Source organism: Streptomyces sp. CC208A, from assembly GCF_030010625.1.
Lineage (GTDB): Bacteria > Actinomycetota > Actinomycetes > Streptomycetales > Streptomycetaceae > Streptomyces.
In genome coordinates, this window is the sequence record NZ_JASCXN010000006.1 from 57,688 (window position 1) to 76,928 (window position 19,241).

The following is a 19,241-nucleotide window of genomic DNA, read 5'->3' on the forward strand; positions in this document are numbered from 1 at the left end:
GACCGCGGGGGTCACGACCGCAGCTCCAGGGCCGGGACGTCGGGCCGGTCGAAGCCGAAGACCCGGGCGTAGAGCGCGAGTTCGGCCTCCAGGGCGCGGACCATGGTGTCGGCACGGCGGAAGCCGTGGCCTTCGCCGGGGAAGGCGAGGTAGGCGTGCGGGATGCCCCGGCCCGCGACGCGGGCGAGCAGGCGTTCGGCCTGGGCGGGCGGGCAGATGACGTCGTCGAGGCCCTGGAGGAGCAGGAAGGGGGCGGTGATCCGGTCGACGTGCTCGATCGGGGAGCGTTCCTCGTACCGCTCGGGCACTTCGTCGAGGCGGCCGACGAGTCCTTCGAGGTAGCGGGACTCGAAGTCGTGGGTCTCGTCGGTGGCCCAGCCCTTGAGGTCGAGGACGGGGTAGACGATCGTGCCGCAGGCGTAGACGTCGGTCTGCACGAGGGAGGCGGCGCTGGTCCAGCCGCCGGCGCTGCCGCCGCGGATCGCGAGCCGGGCGGGGTCGGCGGTGCCCTCGGCGGCGAGGGCGGTGGCGACGGCGGCGCAGTCCTCGACGTCGACGACGCCCCACTGGCCGCGCAGCCGCTCCCGGTAGGCGCGGCCGTAGCCGGTGGAGCCGCCGTAGTTCACCTCGACGACGCCGATGCCCCGGGAGGTGAAGTAGGCGGTCTCCAGGTCGAGGACGCGGGCGACGTGTCCGGTGGGCCCGCCGTGGGCGTGGACGACGTAGGGCGGGAGTTCACCGGCGGGGCCGGTGAAGCCGGGGTTGCGGGGCGGGTACACGTGGGCGTGGATCTCCCGGCCGCCGGGTCCGGTGAAGGTGCGGGCGACGGGCTCGGGGTGGTGGGCGGGGTCGACGGCGTCGGTGTGCGGGGAGCCGACGACCCGGGTGCGTCCGGTGCGGGTGTCGAGTTCGACGACCTCGTGGCGGCGGTGGGGTCCGGCGGCTACGCCGAGGACCCGGGTGCCGTGGACGGCGAGGGTGGAGGACCAGGCGGTCCAGGGCCCTGGGGCGTCGACGAGGGTGCCGGTCTCGGGGTCGAGTATCCCGAGGACGGCGTCGCCGCGGCCGTGGAGGACGGCGATCGGGCCGGTCTCCAGTGCCTGGAACCAGGTGAGTCCGGTCTGCCAGAGCGGTCCTGCGAACTCCTCCTCGCGGGGGCAGAGCGGCCGGGCCGGGCCGAAGGTGCCGTCGGCGGCGGGCTCGGCCCGGTAGAGGTTCCACCAGCCGGTGCGGTCACTGGCGAAGAGGAGCCGGCCTGCCGCGTCCCAGTCGGCCTGCGGCACCGACTCCTCCGGCCCCCCGGCGACCGTCCGGGCGCCCTTGAGGGCGCCCTCGGCGGTGACCTCGGCGAGGACGACCTCGGTGCCGTCCCAGGGCATCCGGGGGTGGTCCCAGGCGAGCCAGACGGCCCGGCGCCCGTCCGGCGAGAGGCGGGGTCCGGTGACGAACCGGTGGCGTCCGTCGGAGAGTTCACGCACGGCCGCCCGGTCGTCGGCGGCGGAGCCGTCGAGGGGGACGGCGGCGAGGACCCGGCGGACGTCGGTGGGGGCGGGGCCGGTGAACTCCTCCAGGACGCACCAGACCTCGCCCCGCTCGGGCAGCAGGACGGGGTCGGCCCAGCGCGGTCCGCCGCCCACCCCGGAGACGGGGGTGAGCGGCCGGGGCTCCGTGCCGGGCCCGGCGTCGGGCTCGTACGCGTACAGCCGCTGGTCGGGGAAGTGGCAGAAGACCAGCAGGGGCCCGGTGCCGGGCCGTTCGACGGCGGCCCAGGGGCGGCCGCCGTACTCGATGACCCGGCTCCGTACGTTCCACGGCGGGGGAAGCAGGGTGGACTCGGTGCCGTCGGCGCGCCGCCGGACGAGGGTCCTGCGGCCGCCTTCGGCGGGGCGGGGTGCGGTCCACCACACCTCGTCGGCGACGGTGCCCAGTTGGTCGGGCCGTCCGTCGCCCGCCGCCGCGAGTGTGGCCGAGACGGGTGACGGCCAGCTGCCGTAGGCGGCCGTGTTCTGCATCCTCGCTCCCCCTGGAGTCCGATTCGGTCTACGCGGTCTACGCGGTCTTCAGATAGTGGTCGAGCACCCGCACGCCGAAGTGCAGGGCGTCGACGGGGACGCGTTCGTCCACGCCGTGGAACATCGCCCCGTAGTCCATGCCGGGGGGCAGCTTCACCGGCGAGAAGCCGTAGCCGGTGATGCCGAGGCGGGAGAACTGCTTGGCGTCGGTGCCGCCGGACATGGTGAAGGGCAGGGCGTGCGCGCCGGGGTCGAAGCGCTCGACCGCGGCTCTCAGCCTGGCGAAGGTCGGGGAGTCGACGGGGGCTTCGAGCGGCACCTCGCGGTGGTGGAACTCCCAGTCCACGTCCGGCCCTGTGAGGAGGTCCATGGTGGCGGCGAACTCCTCCTCGGCGCCGGGCAGCATCCGTCCGTCGACGTAGGCGACGGCCTGGCCGGGGATGACGTTGCACTTGTACCCGGCCTGGAGCATGGTCGGGTTGGCGCTGTTGCGGACGGTGGACTCGACGAGGGCGGCGGCGGGGCCGAGCTTGTCGAGGAGGACCGGCACGTCGAGGTCGGGGGCCTCGGTGTCGACGTCGATGCCGTGCAGGGCGGCCAGTTCGGTGAGGGCGGCGCGGACGGTGGCGGTGAGCCGGACGGGCCAGGTGTGCTCGCCGATGCGGGCGACGGCCGCGGCGAGGCGGGTGACCGCGTTGGCGTCGTTGACCTTGGAGCCGTGGCCGGCCCGCCCGCGGGCGGTGAGCCTGAGCCAGGCGGTGCCCCGCTCGCCGGCCCCGATGGGGTAGAGGGTCATGCCTGGCTGGGGGTGGAAGCTGAAGGCGCCGGACTCGCTGATGCCCTCGGTGCAGCCCTCGAAGAGGGCGGCGTGCCGGTCGGCGAGGAAGGCGGAGCCGTCCTCGGCGCTGTCCTCCTCGTCGGCGGTGTAGGCGAGGACGATGTCGCGGCGCGGCCGGACGCCCTGGCGGGCCCAGGAGCGGACGACGGCGAGGACCATCGCGTCCATGTTCTTCATGTCGACGGCGCCGCGGCCCCAGACGACACCGCCCTGGACCTCGCCGGAGAAGGGGTGGACGGCCCACTCGGCGGGGTCGGCGGGGACGACGTCGAGGTGGCCGTGGACGAGGAGCGCCGGGGCGGACGGGTCGGTGCCCGGAATGCGGGCGACCACGTTGGTGCGGCCGGGGGCGCGCTCCAGGAGCGTCGGTTCGAGTCCGGCGCCGGCGAGCCGCTCGGCGACGTACTCGGCGGCGGGGCGCTCGCGGCAGTCACCGCCGCCGCGGTTGCTGGTGTCGATGCGGATGAGGTCGGAGGTGAGGCCGACGACCTCGTCGAGCGCCTTCTCGTCCGGTCCGGCCGGGGGCGTGCTGCTAGCCATACTGTTCCTCCACGGCGGCCGAGACGATCGTCGTGACCGCTTTGAACGTGCGGATCGCCTCGTACATCGTCGCGCTGGTGTACGCGACGCGCCGCTCGCCGCTCCGCACCACGCCGGGAACCACCATGGCGGCGGCACCCAGGTGCTCGGCGTCGAACTCGACCTCCACGGTGTGCGGGCCGGCCTGGACCGGTTCGTGGCGGACGGCGAGGGCGGCGGCCTCACGGGCGGCGGCCCGGATGTCGGCGGCGGTGCGGGCGGGGGTCCGGCACACGGCCGCGTACCGGGAGACGTGGTCCTTGACGGCGACCTTGGGGGCCTCGGGGGCGTACCCGAGGGCGTCCTCGCAGGTGAGGTCGTCGCCGGTGACGAGGACGACGGGGACGCCGTACTCGGCGACCACGTGCGCGTTGAGCACGCCCTCGCTCGCGCGGAGGCCGTTCAGCCGGACGCCGGTGATCGAGTTGGCGAGGTAGGTGTGGGCGAGGACGCCCTCGGCGCCGGCGCCGGTGTGGTAGCCGACGAAGGCGATCCCGTCGACGTCGCCGTGCTGGACGCCTTCGACCATGGAGAGCGCTTTGTGACGCCCCGTGAGCATCTGGACGCGGTCGTCGAGCTGCTCCAGGAGCAGGTTCCGCATGGTCCAGTGCGCCTCGTTCACCAGGACCTCGTCGGCGCCGCCGTCGAAGAAGCCGAGTGCCGCCGCGTTCACGTCCGAGGTGAACATCGGGCGGCAGCGCTCCCACTGGGGCGTGCCGGGGAGCACGTCGGCGGGCCAGGTCACGCCCGTCGCGCCCTCCATGTCGGCGCTGATGAGGATCTTCATGGGGGAACCGTACGCTCCGCCCGGCGGCCTCACCACCCCTGTGGAAAACCGCCGTTGGCCTGGACCTCCGGCGCTTACGCCGCCGTTCCCCGAAACGGACCAAACATCGCCAAGAGGTACGTATAGGCTGTCGGCCGCAGTTGTCCCGCCCGACCGACCGGAGTGCTCTCGGTGACCATCGCCCTCGACCCGTCCGACGCCGCCCCCGCCCCTGCCACCGACCCCGCCGCCGAGCAGGAGGAGGGCTTCTGGGTTCCGCGGGGAGCGGAGCCCCGGGAAGCCCCCGCCGGTCCCGCCGATCCCGCCGGGGAGGAGGCCACCACCGAGGAGGAGGCCACCGCCGACCCCGTCGTGGTCCGGGACGCCCGGGACTTCGGCGTCTACGCCCGGACCGGCGGCTGGACCTTCGCGCTCAAGGTGGCCCGCAGCGTGCGGCCCGGCGGGCAGCCGGCCGAGGGTTCGGCGGCACGGAAGGTGTCGGCGCGGGCGTTCGCCGCGCTGGCGGGATGCTCGGCGGAGCGCGTGATGCGTTACTACAAGGCGTGGGACATGGCGGCGGACGACGGTCTGGTGCCGCAGTTCGAGGTCCTCGAGCCCGGCGCCGACATCGAGCTGCCGGACGCGGACGTGTGGCTGTCCTACTACGCCTCCCGCAGCAGCGCGTCCTCCGTGCGCGGCCAGGCGATCAGCGCGGCGGCGGAGGCGGAGGGCATCCGGCCGACGAAGGCCCTGGAGGTGGCGGAGAACCCGACCGCCCTGCGGGCCGCGATCCTCGCCGACCCGGGGACGGCGGAGGCGGCGCGCGGGGCGCTCCTCGACCGGATGAAGGAGGACCCGGCGCTCCAGACGGAGATGGCGCGGGCCATCGCCCGCACCGACGGCGACGGCCTGAAGAAGGCGGTGGCGAGCGAGGCGAAGGCCGCCGACCGGATCGGCTACGTCCGCCAGATCGTGGAGAACGGCCAGGTCAAGACGCCCGCCGGGCAGACCGTGGAGGCACCGCCCGAGGTGCGCGCCGAGGCCGAGCGGCACCTCTCCCTCATCGACGAGCTGGACGACTCGGAGGAGGCCGGCGAGTGGGCCGGCGAGGCGTACAAGGCCGTGAAGGGCCTGGTCGCCAAGGCGGTCGAGGAGGACCCGGCGCTGCGGGTGCAGGAGCGCAGGACCCGCTTCTACAACAGTCTCCAGAAGGCCACGAAGGTCTTCGAGGAGCTGACCCTCGACGAGGTGCTGGAGGAGGAGATCTACGAGGAGGACATGCTCCAGCGCCTCGAAGCCCTCCAGGAGGCGATCGGCAGCTGCATCACCGCTCTGCGCAAGGCCGCGCCGACCGCCTCCTGAACCACCGGCTCAGTCCTGGTGGCCGAGCTGGAGGTCGCGTTCGGTGCGGCCGCCGCCGGCCATCTGGAGGACGGTGGCGACGGGTGGGTAGCCGGCGGCGATGACCGTGTACTCGCCGGAGGACAGGTCGACGAAGCGGAAGGTGCCGTCGGGGCCGGTGGTGAGGGTGTCGACGACGTTGCCGGCGGCGTCGAGGAGGGTGACGCGGGCGTCCTCGACCGGGCGGCCTCCCCCGGCCCGTACCGTGCCGCGCAGCACCGCTCCGCCCGCCAGCTCGACGTCCTGGCGGGTCTCGCGGGAAGCCTGGACGCCGACCGGGACGGCGGCGGGCCGGAAGGCGGGGGCGCTGGCGGCGAGCGTGTACTCGCCGGCGACCAGTTCGGTGATCACGTACCCGCCCTCGCGTCCGCTGCGGGTGGAGGCGACGACCTCGCCGCGTACGTCGGTGAGGGTGACGGCCGCGTCCCGGACGGGGGCGCCGTCGGCGGTGAGGACGGTGCCCGCGAGGCGTCCGGCGCCGCCGAGGACGACGTCGAGCTCGACGGGCCGGTCGCCGACGGTGACGGAGACGGCCTGCGGCTGGTGGCCGCCGGCGGCGGCGATCAGCACGTACGAGCCGCCGGCGGGGGCGCTGAGCGCGTACCGGCCGTCCTCGCCGCTGGCGCCGCGGCCGATCTGGCGTCCGCCGACGTCGATGAGGGTGAGCGCCGCGCGCGGGACGCGGCTGCCGTCGGGGTGCTGCACGTGGCCGCAGACCGGTACCCCGGCCGCGGGCGCCGTCCGGGCCGGGGGGATCGGGGTGGTGGCCTCGGTGGCGGGGCTGTGGTGGGGCACCAGCGGTTTCTCCTTGAGCAGGAAGGCGAGGACGAGGCCGAGCACGAGGACCGGCACGAGGTAGAGGAAGATCCGCGGCATGGCGTCCGCGTACGCCTGGACGTACGGGTCGCGCAGGGCGGGCGGCAGGGCGTGCACCGTCTGCGGGGTGATCGCCTCGGCGGGCGGCAGGGCGGTGCCGGTGCCCTGGACGGCGGGGAGCCGGTCGGCGAGGGCGTCGTCGAGACGGGCGGCGAAGAGGGTGCCGAAGACCGCGGCGCCGATGCTGCCGCCGATCTGCCGGAAGTAGGTGTGGGCGCTGGTGGCGGTGCCGAGGTCGGCGGGCCTGACGGAGTTCTGCACGGCGAGGACGAGCACCGGCATGATCAGGCCGATGCCGGTGCCGAGTACGGCCTGCCAGAGGCTGTGGGCGAGGCGGGGCGTGCCGATGTCCATCCGGGAGAGCAGGGCCATGCCGAGCGCCGCGAGGACGGAGCCGATCAGCGGGTAGACCTTGTAGCGGCCGGTGCGGCTGATGAGCTGCCCGGAGACGACGGAGGCGACGACGATCCCGCCCATGAGCGGGAGCATGAGGAGCCCGGACTCGGTGGCGGTGGCGCCCTCGACCATCTGGAGGAAGCTCGGCAGGTAGCCGGCGGCGCCGAAGAGGGCGATGCCGACGACGGCGCCGACGAGCGAGGTGACGGTGAAGACGGAGTCGCGGAACAGCCGCAGCGGGATGAGGGGTTCGGGCGCGAGGTGCTCGACGACCAGGAAGAGCAGGACGGTTCCGGCGGCGCCGCAGCCGAGACCGATGACGACCCGGTCGTCCCACGCGTACTCCGTCCCGCCCCAACTGGTCAGCAGGACCAGGCAGGTGGAGGCGGCGGCGAGCAGCAGGGCGCCGAGGACGTCGAAGCGGGCGCGGACCTTCGGCTTGGGCAGCTTGAGGACGGCGGCGACGACGGCGAGGGTGACGAGCCCGAAGGGGACGTTGAAGTAGAAGCACCAGCGCCAGGAGAGATGGTCGGTGAAGAAGCCGCCGAGGAGCGGTCCGGCGACGGAGGCGAGGCCGAAGGCGGCGCCGATCAGCCCCATGTAGCGGCCGCGTTCGCGGGACGGGACGATGTCGGCGATGATCGCCTGGACGCCGATCATGAGGCCGCCGGCGCCGACGCCCTGGAGGGCGCGGAAGGCGATGAGCTCGTCCATGGTGCGGGACCAGCCGGCGAGTCCGGAGCCGATGACGAAGACGACGATGGCGAAGAGGAAGACGCCCTTGCGGCCGAGGAGGTCGCCGAGCTTGCCGTAGACGGGAAGGCCGATGGTGGAGGTCAGCAGGTAGGCGGTGATCGCCCAGGACATCCGGTCCAGGCCCTGGAGTTCGCCGACGATCTTCGGCAGGGCGGTGGCGACGATCATCTGCTCAAGGGCGGCGAGGAGCAGCGCGAGCATGAGACCGAAGAAGACGAGCCGGACGCGGCGGGGGTCGAGGGGGACCTCGGCCGGGGGCGACGGCGGGGGCCCGGTGGGCGGGCCTGCGGGCGATCCGGCCTCAGGGAGCGCCGCGGCTCCCCCGGCGTCCTTCGCCAGCGTGATCGCACCCACGTACGGCTCCCCTCGTCACGGCCTCGCGCACGACCTCGCGCACGGCCTCGCCACCGCCTCGCCGGAGCCTCAGGAGCGGCCCCGGCGCCGGCCATTCTTCGCATCGGGCACGAAGCGGGAGCAAGTCGGGCGGTACGGGCGGTGGTGGCCCCGGCGGGGGTGAACGGCGGGGCACGAAGGGGTACTTGCGGCGCTCATCAGCGCGTTTGCGGAACTCCCCGCGCCCCCTGGGCACTTCGGGCGCCGGTACGGGGGCGGCGGGGAATCCACTCGAATCGGTGAACGCCCCGGGCGTTACTTCTCGGTCTCGGCCGCCAGCTTGGCGAGCACGGCGTCGTAGATCCGGGCGAGGCCCTTGGGGGCGAAGGTCCGCTCGAAGAAGCCGCCGATGCCGCCTGCGCCGTTCCAGACGGCGGTGACGACGGCGCGGGACTTGCCCTCGCCGGCCGGGGTCACGGTCCAGGTGGTGACCATGGAGGAGTTGCGGTCCTTCTCGACGAGCTGCCCGTCGGTGGGCTCGGTGACCTCCAGGAGGCAGTCGCGGACGCGCTTGCTGGTGGCCTGGAGCTTCCAGTGGACGAGGGTGCCCTCGCCGTCGCCGCCCTCGCGCACCTCGTACTCGCTGAAGTGCTCGGGCAGCAGCTTCGCGCGCGTGCCGCTGTAGTCGGCCAGCGTGTCGAACACGGTCTCCGCGTCCGCCGCGATGATCCGTTCCGTCGTGGACTCGACCTGCGCCATCGCATTTCCTCCAGCTCGTGGTTGTTCCGGTTGTTCCAGGGGGGTGTGCGCCAAGCGAACCACGTGGCTCCCGGGGCGCGAAATCCGGGTGGTGACGCCATGGGGAACAGATACCGCGGGGAACAGATGTCCCCTTCCGCGGAGAGTCCGCGGAGAGTCCACGAAGAGTCCGTGGAGAGGGAGGGCCGACGTACGGGCGGGGTCCGCGCACTCCGAGCAGCTCGCGCCCCCTCCAGGGCCGGCGACACGCCGGAGGGTCACCTGACACGCCGTCATCATGCCCTCCTTTCGGGTCGAACACCGGCGAAGCAGGCCGTGTCCCTCGCCGCGCGGGGCAGTTCACGTTCCATGACCACCCGCGCAGGAATGCTCATCGCCGCTGGGGCGCTGGTCGCCGGTACGGTCACCGTCCTGCCCGCGTCCGCCGCGGGCACCGGTGAACCGGCCCCCCGCCCCTTCCCCCCGCTCTCCTGGACCGCCTGCGGCACCAAGGCGTATCCGAAACTCCAGTGCGCCACCCTCGACGTGCCGCTGAACCACGACGACCCGGCAGGCCGGAGCATCTCGCTCGCGCTGACCCGGATCCCGCACACCGCCAAGACCTCCCAGGGCCCGCTCCTGGTCAACCCCGGCGGGCCGGGCGGCAGCGGACGCGGCATGGCCGGTTACGTCGCCGCCTCGCTGCCCCCGAAGGTCGCCGCCTCGTACGACGTCATCGGCTTCGACCCGCGCGGCGTCGGCAGGAGCGAGCCCGCCCTCGACTGCCGGCCCGGCCACTTCGACCCGGTCCGCCCCGACTCGGTGCCGCGCGGCGCCGACGCCGAGCGGACCGCCCTGGAACGCGCCCAGGCCTTCGCCGCCGCCTGTGGCAAGAAGTACGCCGACGTGCTCCCGTACATCGACACCGTCAGCACCGCCCGCGACCTCGACCTGATCCGGCGGGCGCTCGGCGCCGAGCGGATCAACTACCTCGGCTACTCGTACGGCACCTACCTGGGCGCCGTCTACGCCCGCCTGTATCCGGAGCGGGTGCGGCGGATGGCGCTGGACTCCGTGGTCAACCCGAACGGCGTCTGGTACGAGGACAACCTGGCGCAGGACTACGCCTTCGACACCCGCCACAAGGACTTCATGGCCTGGGTGGCGAAGCACGACGACGTCTACCGGCTGGGCAGGGACCCGGAGGCGGTCGAGGCCGCCTGGTACCGGATGCGCGAGGAGCTGCGCGACGCCCCGGCGGGCGGCAGGGTCGGCCCGGGCGAGCTGGAGGACACCTTCCTGCCCGGCGGCTACTACGACGGCTACTGGCCGAAGCTCGCGCGCGCCTTCTCCGCGTACGTCAACGACCGGGACCCGGCCCCGCTGACGGCTGCCTACGAGCGGTACGCCGAGGCCGACGCCGCCGCCGACAACGGGTACTCCGTCTACGCGGCGGTCCAGTGCCGGGACGCGGCCTGGCCCCGGGACTGGAACGTGTGGCGGAAGGACAACTGGGACATCCACGCCAAGGCGCCCTTCTCCACCTGGAACAACGCCTGGTACAACGCGCCGTGCGCGTTCTGGCCGGTGGAGCCGCTCGGCCCGCCGGACGTCAGCAACGACCAGCTCCCGCCCGTCCTGATCCTCCAGGCCACCGACGACGCCGCCACCCCGTACGAGGGCGGGCTCGCCCTGCACCGGATGGTGCGGGGATCCAGCCTGGTCGTCGAGGAGGGCGGAGGGAACCACGGCGTGACCCTCGCGGGCAACGACTGCCTCGACGAGCACCTCGCCGCCTACCTCGCCGACGGCACCGTGCCGCGCGCCGAGGGCGGGGCCGAGGTGGACGCGGTCTGCACCGCCCTCCCGGAACCGAAGCCGGAACCGGCGGCCGCGCCGAAGCAGAAGAGCGCCACCGAGAGCGCCGTCGAGGACACCGCCTCGGTACGGACCGGGACGACGCTGCACGGCCTCCTCGGCCACGTGCGCTGAGCCGCCCGCCGGCCCCCTGGCCCCTGGCCCCTGCCCGTGGCGCGCAGGGGTCAGGGGGCCGAGGACAGCAGGGTCAGGGAGCGTTCGGCGGCGCGGCCGAGGCGGGGGTGCGGAAGGGCCGCTTCGAGGACCTCCCGGGCCAGCGGGTCGCCGAGCGCGCCCAGGCCCTCGACGCAGGCGAGGCCGACCCGCCAGTGGGGGTCGCCCGCCAGGAGCCGGCGCTCCAGGACGGTGACGAGGGCCGGGACGGATTCGGGGGCGCGCAGGGCGGTCAGCAGACGGACCGGCAGGAGGGCGTAGGCGACGCGGAGTTCGTTGGTCGCGAGGGCGGCGGCGGCGCGTGCGGTGCGCGGGTCGCCGAGCCGGGTGAGGGCGTGGGCGGCGCTGACGCAGCGCTCGGGGTCGCGGTGGTTGAGGAGGAGGACGAGAGCCTCGAAGGCGCGCCGGTCTCCGGCGACGCCGAGCCGGTAGGCGGCGATCTCGCGGGCCCAGAGCGGTCGGCCGGGGGCGGTGAGCACGCGGTGGAGTTCTTCGTGATCGGTGGTGCGGGCCAGTTCCGTGAATGCGGCGGGGACTTCTTCGTCCGCATTCCGGATCTCCTCGCGCAATCGATCGATCATCGAGCAGAATTCGGGATCGGATCGATCATCGAGCATTTCCATGAATCGAGCCTATCCGCGATCCACATCACATCTTCCGAACTTCCCAGGACTGGCGCGCTCGTTACCGGCCGGTTAGTCTCAGACGAGCGGGTTACCCCCGCGCCTCCCATGACGGCCTGGTGACGCAGCCGTCGTGGGTGTTCGTCGGTTCGGCAGTTCTCGACGCGACTCCGGGACAGAGTCCGTCGCCCTTTTTCCCAGGCCCGGAAAGCGGTTCTCCTCCGCGGTTTCCCCGGCCCTGCCCCCGCACCTTTCCGCGCCTGATCCGCGCACCCGTCGTGCCCTCTTCGCGCCCGGCGTGCGCGCGCACCACCTTCAGTCGTCACTCTTCCTCCCAGGAGTCCCCTGATGGACACCCCTCTCTCCACCATCGCCGTCGTCGGCCTCGGCACCATGGGCACCGGCATCGCCGACATCCTCGTCCGGGCCGGCCGTGAGGTCGTCGGCATCGACATCAGCGAGTCCGCGGCCGCCCGGGCCGTCGCCGCCCTGGAGGCGTCCACCGCCCGCGCGGTGGCCCGTGAGCGGATCACCGAGGACGAGCGGCAGGACGCCCTGGCGCGCTTCCGCGTCTACACGGACCTCCAGGCCGCCGCCGCGGCCGACCTCGTCATCGAGGTGGTGCCGGAGTCGTACGAGACCAAGCAGGAGGTCTTCCGGGCGCTCGACGGCATCGTCCGGACCGACACGATCCTCGCCACCGGCACCAACGCGCTCTCGGTGACCCGGCTCGCCGCCGACTCGGCGCACCCGGAGCGGGTCCTCGGCCTGCACTTCTTCGCGCCGGTCCAGGCGATGAAGCTGGTCGAGGTGGTCTCCTCGGTGCTGACCGACCCGCGGGCGGTCGAGGCGGTCACCCGGCTCGCCGAGGACCTCGGCAAGGAGCCGGTGGCGGTCGGCGACCGGGCCGGCTTCATCGCGGACGGGCTGCTCTTCGGCTACCTGAACCAGGCCGCGGCCATGTACGAGGCCCACTACGCCTCCCGCGAGGACATCGACGCGGCCATGAAGCTGGGCTGCGGCCTGCCGATGGGCCCGCTGGAGCTGCTCGACCTGGTGGGCGTCGACACCGCCCGTACCGTCCTCGACGCCATGTACCAGGCGTCCCACGACCGGCTGCACGCCCCCGCGCCGATCCTGAAGCAGCTCTCCGAGGCCGGTCTCACCGGCCGGAAGGCGGGCCGTGGCTTCTACACGTACGCGGCGCCGGGCTCGGCCGAGAAGGTCGACGACGCGCTGACCCCGGCGGCCTCGGGCACCGGCGGCGCGGGGCGCGAGGTCCGCTCGGTGGGCGTGGCCGGTTCGGGCACGATGGCCTCCGGCATCGCCGAGGTCTTCGCCAAGGCCGGGTACGACGTCGTCCTCGCCGCCCGCTCTCAGGAGAAGGCGGACGCGGCCAAGGCATTCGTCGCCAAGTCGCTGGCGCGCTCGGTGGACAAGGGCCGGATGACCGGCGAGGCCCGCGACGAGACGCTGGCCCGGATCACGCCGGCCGGTTCGCTGGACGCCTTCGCCGAGGTCGACCTGGCGGTCGAGGCGGTCGCCGAGGACCTGGAGATCAAGCGGGAGCTCTTCGCCCGCCTGGACAAGATCTGCAAGCCGGGCGCGGTGCTCGCCACCACGACCTCCTCGCTGCCGGTCGTGGCCTGCGCCCAGGCGACCTCGCGCCCGCAGGACGTCATCGGCATGCACTTCTTCAACCCGGCGCCGGCGATGAAGCTGGTCGAGATCGTCCGTACGGTCCTGACCGCCGACGACGTGCACGCCACCGTCCGCGAGGTCACCGCCAAGATCAGGAAGCACGGCGTGGACTGCGGCGACCGGGCCGGCTTCATCGTCAACGCGCTGCTGTTCCCGTACCTGAACAACGCGGTCAAGATGGTCCAGGAGCACTACGCGTCCCTGGACGACATCGACACGGCGATGAAGCTGGGCGGCGGCTACCCGATGGGTCCGTTCGAGCTCCTGGACGTGGTCGGCCTGGACGTCTCGCTGGCCATCGAGAAGGTGCTGCACCGCGAGTTCCGCGACCCGGGGCTGGCCCCGGCGCCGCTCCTGGAGCACCTGGTGGCGGCGGGCTGCCTGGGCCGCAAGACGGGGCGCGGCTTCCGCGAATATGCCCGGCGCTGAGCCCGTAGAGCCCCGCAGGGGCTGGGGCGGGCTCCTGGAGCCCTCCGGCGGTCCGCCCCCGCAGGCGCGTCTTCCTGCACGGATGCAGTACGTTCGGGTCATGCCCAAGGCCGTGAAGACACCCCGTGCCACCTCCCCGTCCGACGCTCAGGAGAGCGCGGCGGGGACCCGTGCCGCCGCGCAGCGGCTGAAGATGCGGCGGGAGCTGGCGGCCGCCGCGATGGAGCTCTTCGCGACCAAGGGGTACGAGGCCACCACCGTCGACGAGATCGCGGCGGCGGCCGGAGTGGCCCGGCGCACCTTCTTCCGCCACTTCCGGTCCAAGGAGGAGGCGATCTTCCCGGACCACGACGACACGCTGGTGCGCGCGGAGGCGGTGCTGAACGCGGCCCCGCCGCACGAGCACCCGCTCGACACCGTGTGCCGGGGCATCAAGGAGGTCATGAAGATGTACGCGGGCTCCCCCGCGATCTCCGTGGCCCGCTACCGGCTGACGCGCGAGGTGCCGACGCTGCGGGAGCGCGAGATCGCCTCGGTGGCCCGTTACGAGCGGCTGTTCACCCGCTATCTGCTCGGCCACTTCGACGAGCGGGACCACCACGACGGCAACGACGACCCGCTGCTCGCCGAGGTGGCGGCCTCGGCGGTGGTCACCGCCCACAACCACGTGCTGCGGCGCTGGCTGCGGGCCGGCGGCCAGGGCGACGTGGAGGCCCAGCTGGACCACGCCTTCGCGATCGTCCGGGAGACCTTCGGCACGGGCATAGGCGCGGGCCGTCCGGGCCCCTCCTCCCCCTCCTCCTCGCAGCAGGCGCAGCAGGCGAAGGCCGCGCAGGAGCCCGCTCCGGAGCCGGCCGCCCGGGTCTCGGCCTCCGGTGACGTGATGGTCGCCGTGGCGCGTACCGACGCTCCGCTCGACGAGGTCATGCGGACCATCCGGCAGGCACTCACGAAGGGCTGAGGCGCCCTTCTCCCGCACCTTCGAAGGTCCGACACGAGGGCCGCCCCCGGTTTCCCGGGGGCGGCCCTCGTCGTATCCGCCCAGGTCACAGCGGCATTCGATCGATCATCGCTCATCCGTGAGCACCTTTTCGCATCTGAGAGAAATTGTTGGCACGCAGTGCCTTGTCAGGTGACACGGCGTGCCATACGTTGATGTTGTCCGGGCGGCCGGAGCGCAGAGGAAGCTCGTGCTCCGGCTGTCCCCACAGCCCTACGGCCGTGCGCCCGGACGCCTGCGTCACAGGCAATCCCTCGCGCCCCACCGGGCGCCGCCACAGCACCACCGCGCCGAAACCGACGGCACACCTCCACAGCAGCAGCACTCCCCGACGCAACCCTCAGACGTCCGTTCCCGGACGCTCTCCGCCGGAGGCACCCCGTGAAGGAAATCCTGGACGCGATCCAGTCGCAGGACACCACGTCCGCCGACTTCGCGAACATCAAGCTCCCCGAGTCGTACCGGGCCGTGACCGTCCACAAGGACGAGGCGGAGATGTTCGCCGGAGTCGCCAGCCGCGACAAGGACCCCCGCAAGTCGCTCCACCTCGACCAGGTCCCGGTCCCCGAGCTCGGCCCGGGCGAGGCGCTCGTCGCCGTCATGGCCAGCTCCGTGAACTACAACTCGGTCTGGACCTCGATCTTCGAGCCCGTCTCGACCTTCGGTTTCCTGGAGCGCTACGGCCGCCTCTCCGAGCTGACCAAGCGCCACGACCTGCCGTACCACGTCATCGGCTCCGACCTCGCGGGCGTCGTGCTGCGCACCGGGCCCGGCGTCAACGCCTGGAACCCGGGCGACGAGGTCGTCGCGCACTGCCTGTCGGTCGAGCTGGAGTCCTCCGACGGCCACAACGACACCATGCTCGACCCCGAGCAGCGCATCTGGGGCTTCGAGACCAACTTCGGCGGCCTCGCGGAGATCGCACTCGTCAAGTCCAACCAGCTGATGCCGAAGCCGAAGCACCTCAGCTGGGAGGAGGCGGCAGCCCCTGGACTTGTGAACTCCACCGCCTACCGCCAGCTGGTCTCCCGCAACGGCGCCGGCATGAAGCAGGGCGACAACGTCCTCATCTGGGGCGCCTCCGGCGGCCTCGGCTCGTACGCCACCCAGTTCGCCCTGGCCGGCGGCGCCAACCCGATCTGCGTCGTCTCCTCCCCGGAGAAGGCCGACATCTGCCGGTCCATGGGCGCCGAGGCGGTCATCGACCGCAACGCCGAGGGCTACCGGTTCTGGAAGGACGAGAACACCCAGGACCCGCGCGAGTGGAAGCGGTTCGGCTCCAAGATCCGCGAGCTCACCGGCGGCGAGGACATCGACATCGTCTTCGAGCACCCCGGCCGCGAGACCTTCGGCGCCTCCGTGTACGTCACCCGCAAGGGCGGCACCATCACCACCTGCGCCTCCACCTCGGGCTACATGCACCAGTACGACAACCGCTACCTGTGGATGTCGCTGAAGCGGATCATCGGCTCGCACTTCGCCAACTACCGCGAGGCGTGGGAGGCCAACCGCCTGATCGCCAAGGGCAAGATCCACCCCACCCTCTCCAAGACGTACACCCTGGAGGAGACCGGTCAGGCGGCGTACGACGTCCACCGCAACCTGCACCAGGGCAAGGTCGGCGTCCTCGCGCTCGCCCCCCAGGAGGGCCTCGGCGTCCGCGACGAGGAACTGCGCGCCCAGCACATCGACGCCATCAACCGCTTCCGCAACATCTGACCTCCTGGGGAACGCACATGACTGAGCGTCAGAAGGACCGGCCGTGGCTCATGCGGACCTACGCCGGTCACTCGACCGCCGAGGCGTCCAACGAGCTGTACCGGCGCAACCTCGCCAAGGGGCAGACCGGTCTGTCGGTCGCCTTCGACCTGCCGACCCAGACGGGCTACGACCCCGACCACGTCCTCGCCCGCGGCGAGGTCGGCCGGGTCGGCGTCCCCGTCTCGCACCTCGGTGACATGCGCCGGCTGTTCCAGGACATCCCCCTGGAGCAGATGAACACCTCGATGACCATCAACGCCACGGCGATGTGGCTCCTGGCGCTCTACCAGGTGGCGGCCGAGGAGCAGGGTGCGGACATCACCAAGCTCCAGGGCACCACCCAGAACGACATCGTGAAGGAGTACCTGTCGCGCGGGACGCACGTCTTCCCGCCCGGCCCCTCGCTCCGCCTCACGACCGACATGATCGCGTACACGGTCAACAACATCCCGAAGTGGAACCCGATCAACATCTGCAGCTACCACCTGCAGGAGGCGGGGGCCACTCCGGTCCAGGAGATCTCGTACGCGATGTCCACCGCCATCGCGGTCCTCGACTCCGTCCGCGACTCGGGCCAGGTGCCCGAGGAGCGGTTCGGCGAGGTCGTCGCCCGCATCTCCTTCTTCGTGAACGCGGGCGTCCGCTTCATCGAGGAGATGTGCAAGATGCGCGCCTTCGGCCGCATCTGGGACACCATCACCCGCGAGCGGTACGGCATCGAGGACGCCAAGCAGCGCCGCTTCCGCTACGGCGTCCAGGTCAACTCGCTGGGCCTCACCGAGGCCCAGCCGGAGAACAACGTCCAGCGGATCGTCCTGGAGATGCTGGCCGTCACCCTCTCCAAGGACGCCCGCGCCCGCGCCGTGCAGCTGCCCGCCTGGAACGAGGCCCTGGGTCTCCCCCGGCCCTGGGACCAGCAGTGGTCGCTGCGCATCCAGCAGGTCCTCGCCCACGAGTCCGACCTCCTGGAGTACGAGGACATCTTCGCCGGCTCCCACGTCATCGAGGCCAAGGTCGACGCCCTCGTCACCGAGTGCCTGGCCGAGATCGACCGGATCCAGGAGATGGGCGGCGCGATGGCCGCCGTCGAGTCCGGCTACCTCAAGGCCCAGCTCGTCTCCTCGCACGCCGAGCGGCGCGCCCGGATCGAGTCCGGCGAGGACAAGATCGTCGGCGTCAACGTCTTCGAGACGACGGAGCCGAACCCGCTCACCGCCGATCTCGACACGGCGATCCAGACCGTCGACCCGGCCGTCGAGGCCCGCGTCGTCGCCGCCGTCGCCCGCTGGCGCGCCGAGCGGCAGGAGTCCACGGACCGCCAGGGCAACGGCGACCCGTTCGTCTTCCCCACCACCCAGCAGGCCCTGGAGCAGCTCAAGGAGGCCGCCCGCGGCACCGAGAACCTCATGGAGGCCACCCTGGAGTGCGCCCGCGCCGGTGTCACCACCGGCGAGTGGGCCGGGGCGCTGCGCGAGGTCTTCGGCGAGTACCGGGCCCCCACCGGCGTCTCCTCCGCCCCGGTCGCCGTGCCGGCCGAGTCCGGCTCCCCGCTGGCCGAGGTGCGCCGCAAGGTGGACCGCACCGCCGAGGACCTGGGTATCGGCAAGCTCCGCTTCCTGGTCGGCAAGCCGGGCCTCGACGGGCACTCCAACGGCGCCGAGCAGATCGCCGTCCGGGCCCGCGACGCCGGGTTCGAGGTGGTCTACCAGGGCATCCGGCTCACTCCCGAGCAGATCGTGGACGCCGCCCTGGAGGAGGACGTGCACGCCGTCGGCCTGTCGATCCTCTCCGGCTCGCACGCCCAGCTGGTGCCGGACGTCCTGGACCGGCTCAAGCAGGCCGGCGCCTCCGACATCCCGGTCGTGGTCGGCGGGATCATCCCGAACGCCGACGCCGAGGAACTGCGCCGGGCGGGTGTGGCCGCCGTCTTCACCCCGAAGGACTTCGGCATCACCGAGATCATCGGCCGTATCGTCGACGAGATCCGGAAAGCCAACAAGCTCAACCCCCTCGAAAGTACGGAGGTCCCCGCATGACCAGCCCCGTGAACCGGCTGCGCCCCCGCCGCTCCTGCCTGGCGGTGCCCGGCTCCAACCCGCGCTTCCTGGAGAAGGCGCAGGGTCTCGCCGCCGACCAGGTCTTCCTCGACCTGGAGGACGCCTGCGCCCCGCTGGCCAAGCCCGAGGCCCGCCACACCATCGTGAAGTTCCTGAACGAGGGCGACTGGACCGGCAAGACCCGCGTGGTCCGCGTCAACGACTGGACGACCCACTGGACGTACCGCGACGTCGTCACCGTCGTCGAGGGCGCCGGCCAGAACCTCGACTGCATCATGCTGCCGAAGGTCCAGGACGCCCAGCAGATCGTCGCGCTCGACCTGCTGCTCACCCAGATCGAGAAGACGATGGGCTTCGAGGTCGGCAAGATCGGCATCGAGGCGCAGATCGAGAACGCCCAGGGCCTCGTCAACGTCAACGCGATCGCCCAGGCCTCGCAGCGCGTCGAGACGATCATCTTCGGCCCGGCCGACTTCATGGCCTCCATCAACATGAAGTCGCTGGTCGTCGGCGAGCAGCCGCCCGGCTACCCGGCGGACGCGTACCACCACATCCTGATGAGCATCCTGATGGCCGCCCGCGCCAACAACCTCCAGGCGATCGACGGCCCCTACCTCCAGATCCGCAACCAGGAGGGCTACCGCGCGGTCGCGCAGCGCGCGGCGGCTCTCGGCTTCGACGGCAAGTGGGTGCTCCACCCGGACCAGGTCGCCGCCGCGAACGAGATCTTCTCGCCCTCGCAGGAGGACTTCGACCACGCCGAGCTGATCCTCGACGCGTACGACTACTACACGTCCGAGGCCGGCGGGAAGAAGGGCTCCGCGATGCTCGGCGACGAGATGATCGACGAGGCCTCCCGCAAGATGGCCCTGGTCATCTCCGGCAAGGGCCGTGCCGCCGGCATGCAGCGCACCAGCAAGTTCGAGATCCCGGAGGCGTAGCAC

At 72.4% G+C, this 19,241-nt stretch carries 14 protein-coding genes; 8 read left to right on the top strand and 6 right to left on the bottom strand.

Translation table 11 applies throughout. The annotated features are described in order from the left end of the window. Positions 1-11: 11 nt before the first annotated feature. The 3 genes from QK442_RS09580 to QK442_RS09590 are packed head-to-tail and all read right to left on the bottom strand — an operon-like array spanning position 12 to position 4,216. On the bottom strand, positions 12-2,012 hold the full coding sequence (locus QK442_RS09580) for a prolyl oligopeptidase family serine peptidase (protein WP_282693448.1): 2,001 nt from the start codon (positions 2,010-2,012) through the stop codon (positions 12-14). 37 nt (positions 2,013-2,049) lie between these two features. Further along, entirely contained in the window at positions 2,050-3,390 is a 1,341-nt protein-coding gene (locus QK442_RS09585) for a M20/M25/M40 family metallo-hydrolase (RefSeq protein WP_282693449.1), read from the bottom strand. Next, the gene (locus QK442_RS09590; protein WP_282693450.1) at positions 3,383-4,216 is read right to left on the bottom strand and encodes a M55 family metallopeptidase; all 834 of its coding nucleotides are present in this window, start codon (positions 4,214-4,216) and stop codon (positions 3,383-3,385) included. The genes QK442_RS09585 and QK442_RS09590 overlap by 8 nt, the downstream gene beginning before the upstream one ends. A 171-nt stretch (positions 4,217-4,387) precedes the next feature. Between QK442_RS09590 and QK442_RS09595 the strand changes: the two genes are divergently transcribed. Further along, positions 4,388-5,557 carry a hypothetical protein gene (locus QK442_RS09595; protein WP_282693451.1) on the top strand — a complete coding sequence of 390 codons (1,170 nt, stop codon included), beginning with the start codon at positions 4,388-4,390 and terminating at the stop codon, positions 5,555-5,557. A 9-nt stretch (positions 5,558-5,566) separates the two neighbouring features. Here the strand turns inward: QK442_RS09595 and QK442_RS09600 are convergent, their stop codons facing one another. Together QK442_RS09600 and QK442_RS09605 are read right to left on the bottom strand one after the other, a co-directional pair. Next, positions 5,567-7,978, bottom strand: coding sequence for an MFS transporter (locus tag QK442_RS09600; protein ID WP_282693452.1), 2,412 nt, complete (start codon positions 7,976-7,978; stop codon positions 5,567-5,569). A gap of 294 nt (positions 7,979-8,272) precedes the next feature. Next, positions 8,273-8,716 carry an SRPBCC family protein gene (locus QK442_RS09605; RefSeq protein ID WP_282693453.1) on the bottom strand — a complete coding sequence of 148 codons (444 nt, stop codon included), beginning with the start codon at positions 8,714-8,716 and terminating at the stop codon, positions 8,273-8,275. Between the two features lie 348 nt (positions 8,717-9,064). On the opposite strand from QK442_RS09605, the gene QK442_RS09610 reads away from it, so the two are divergent. Next, complete coding sequence (locus tag QK442_RS09610; protein WP_282693454.1) at positions 9,065-10,687, top strand: alpha/beta hydrolase; 1,623 nt, start codon at positions 9,065-9,067, stop codon at positions 10,685-10,687. 50 nt (positions 10,688-10,737) lie between these two features. Here QK442_RS09610 and QK442_RS09615 read toward each other — a convergent pair whose 3' ends face one another. Then, complete coding sequence (locus QK442_RS09615) at positions 10,738-11,307, bottom strand: HEAT repeat domain-containing protein (RefSeq protein WP_282693455.1); 570 nt, start codon at positions 11,305-11,307, stop codon at positions 10,738-10,740. Between QK442_RS09615 and QK442_RS09620 the strand changes: the two genes are divergently transcribed. The 6 genes from QK442_RS09620 to QK442_RS09645 all read left to right on the top strand — a co-directional run bounded on the left by QK442_RS09620 (position 11,209) and on the right by QK442_RS09645 (position 19,238). Beyond that, complete coding sequence (locus QK442_RS09620) at positions 11,209-11,472, top strand: hypothetical protein (protein ID WP_282693580.1); 264 nt, start codon at positions 11,209-11,211, stop codon at positions 11,470-11,472. The genes QK442_RS09615 and QK442_RS09620 overlap by 99 nt on opposite strands. A gap of 225 nt (positions 11,473-11,697) precedes the next feature. Beyond that, entirely contained in the window at positions 11,698-13,479 is a 1,782-nt protein-coding gene (locus QK442_RS09625; protein ID WP_282693456.1) for a 3-hydroxybutyryl-CoA dehydrogenase, read from the top strand. Between the two features lie 100 nt (positions 13,480-13,579). After that, on the top strand, positions 13,580-14,440 hold the full coding sequence (locus QK442_RS09630; RefSeq protein ID WP_282693457.1) for a TetR family transcriptional regulator: 861 nt from the start codon (positions 13,580-13,582) through the stop codon (positions 14,438-14,440). A 420-nt stretch (positions 14,441-14,860) separates the two neighbouring features. After that, positions 14,861-16,198, top strand: a complete 1,338-nt coding sequence (ccrA, locus tag QK442_RS09635) for a crotonyl-CoA carboxylase/reductase (RefSeq protein WP_282693458.1) — start codon at positions 14,861-14,863, stop codon at positions 16,196-16,198. A 17-nt stretch (positions 16,199-16,215) separates the two neighbouring features. After that, positions 16,216-18,276 (top strand): protein meaA, encoded by a 2,061-nt coding sequence (locus QK442_RS09640; protein ID WP_282693459.1) that lies wholly within the window; start codon positions 16,216-16,218, stop codon positions 18,274-18,276. Further along, a complete protein-coding gene (locus tag QK442_RS09645) occupies positions 18,273-19,238 on the top strand; it encodes a CoA ester lyase (protein ID WP_282693460.1) in 966 nt (321 codons plus the stop codon). The genes QK442_RS09640 and QK442_RS09645 overlap by 4 nt, the downstream gene beginning before the upstream one ends. Positions 19,239-19,241: the final 3 nt, after the last annotated feature.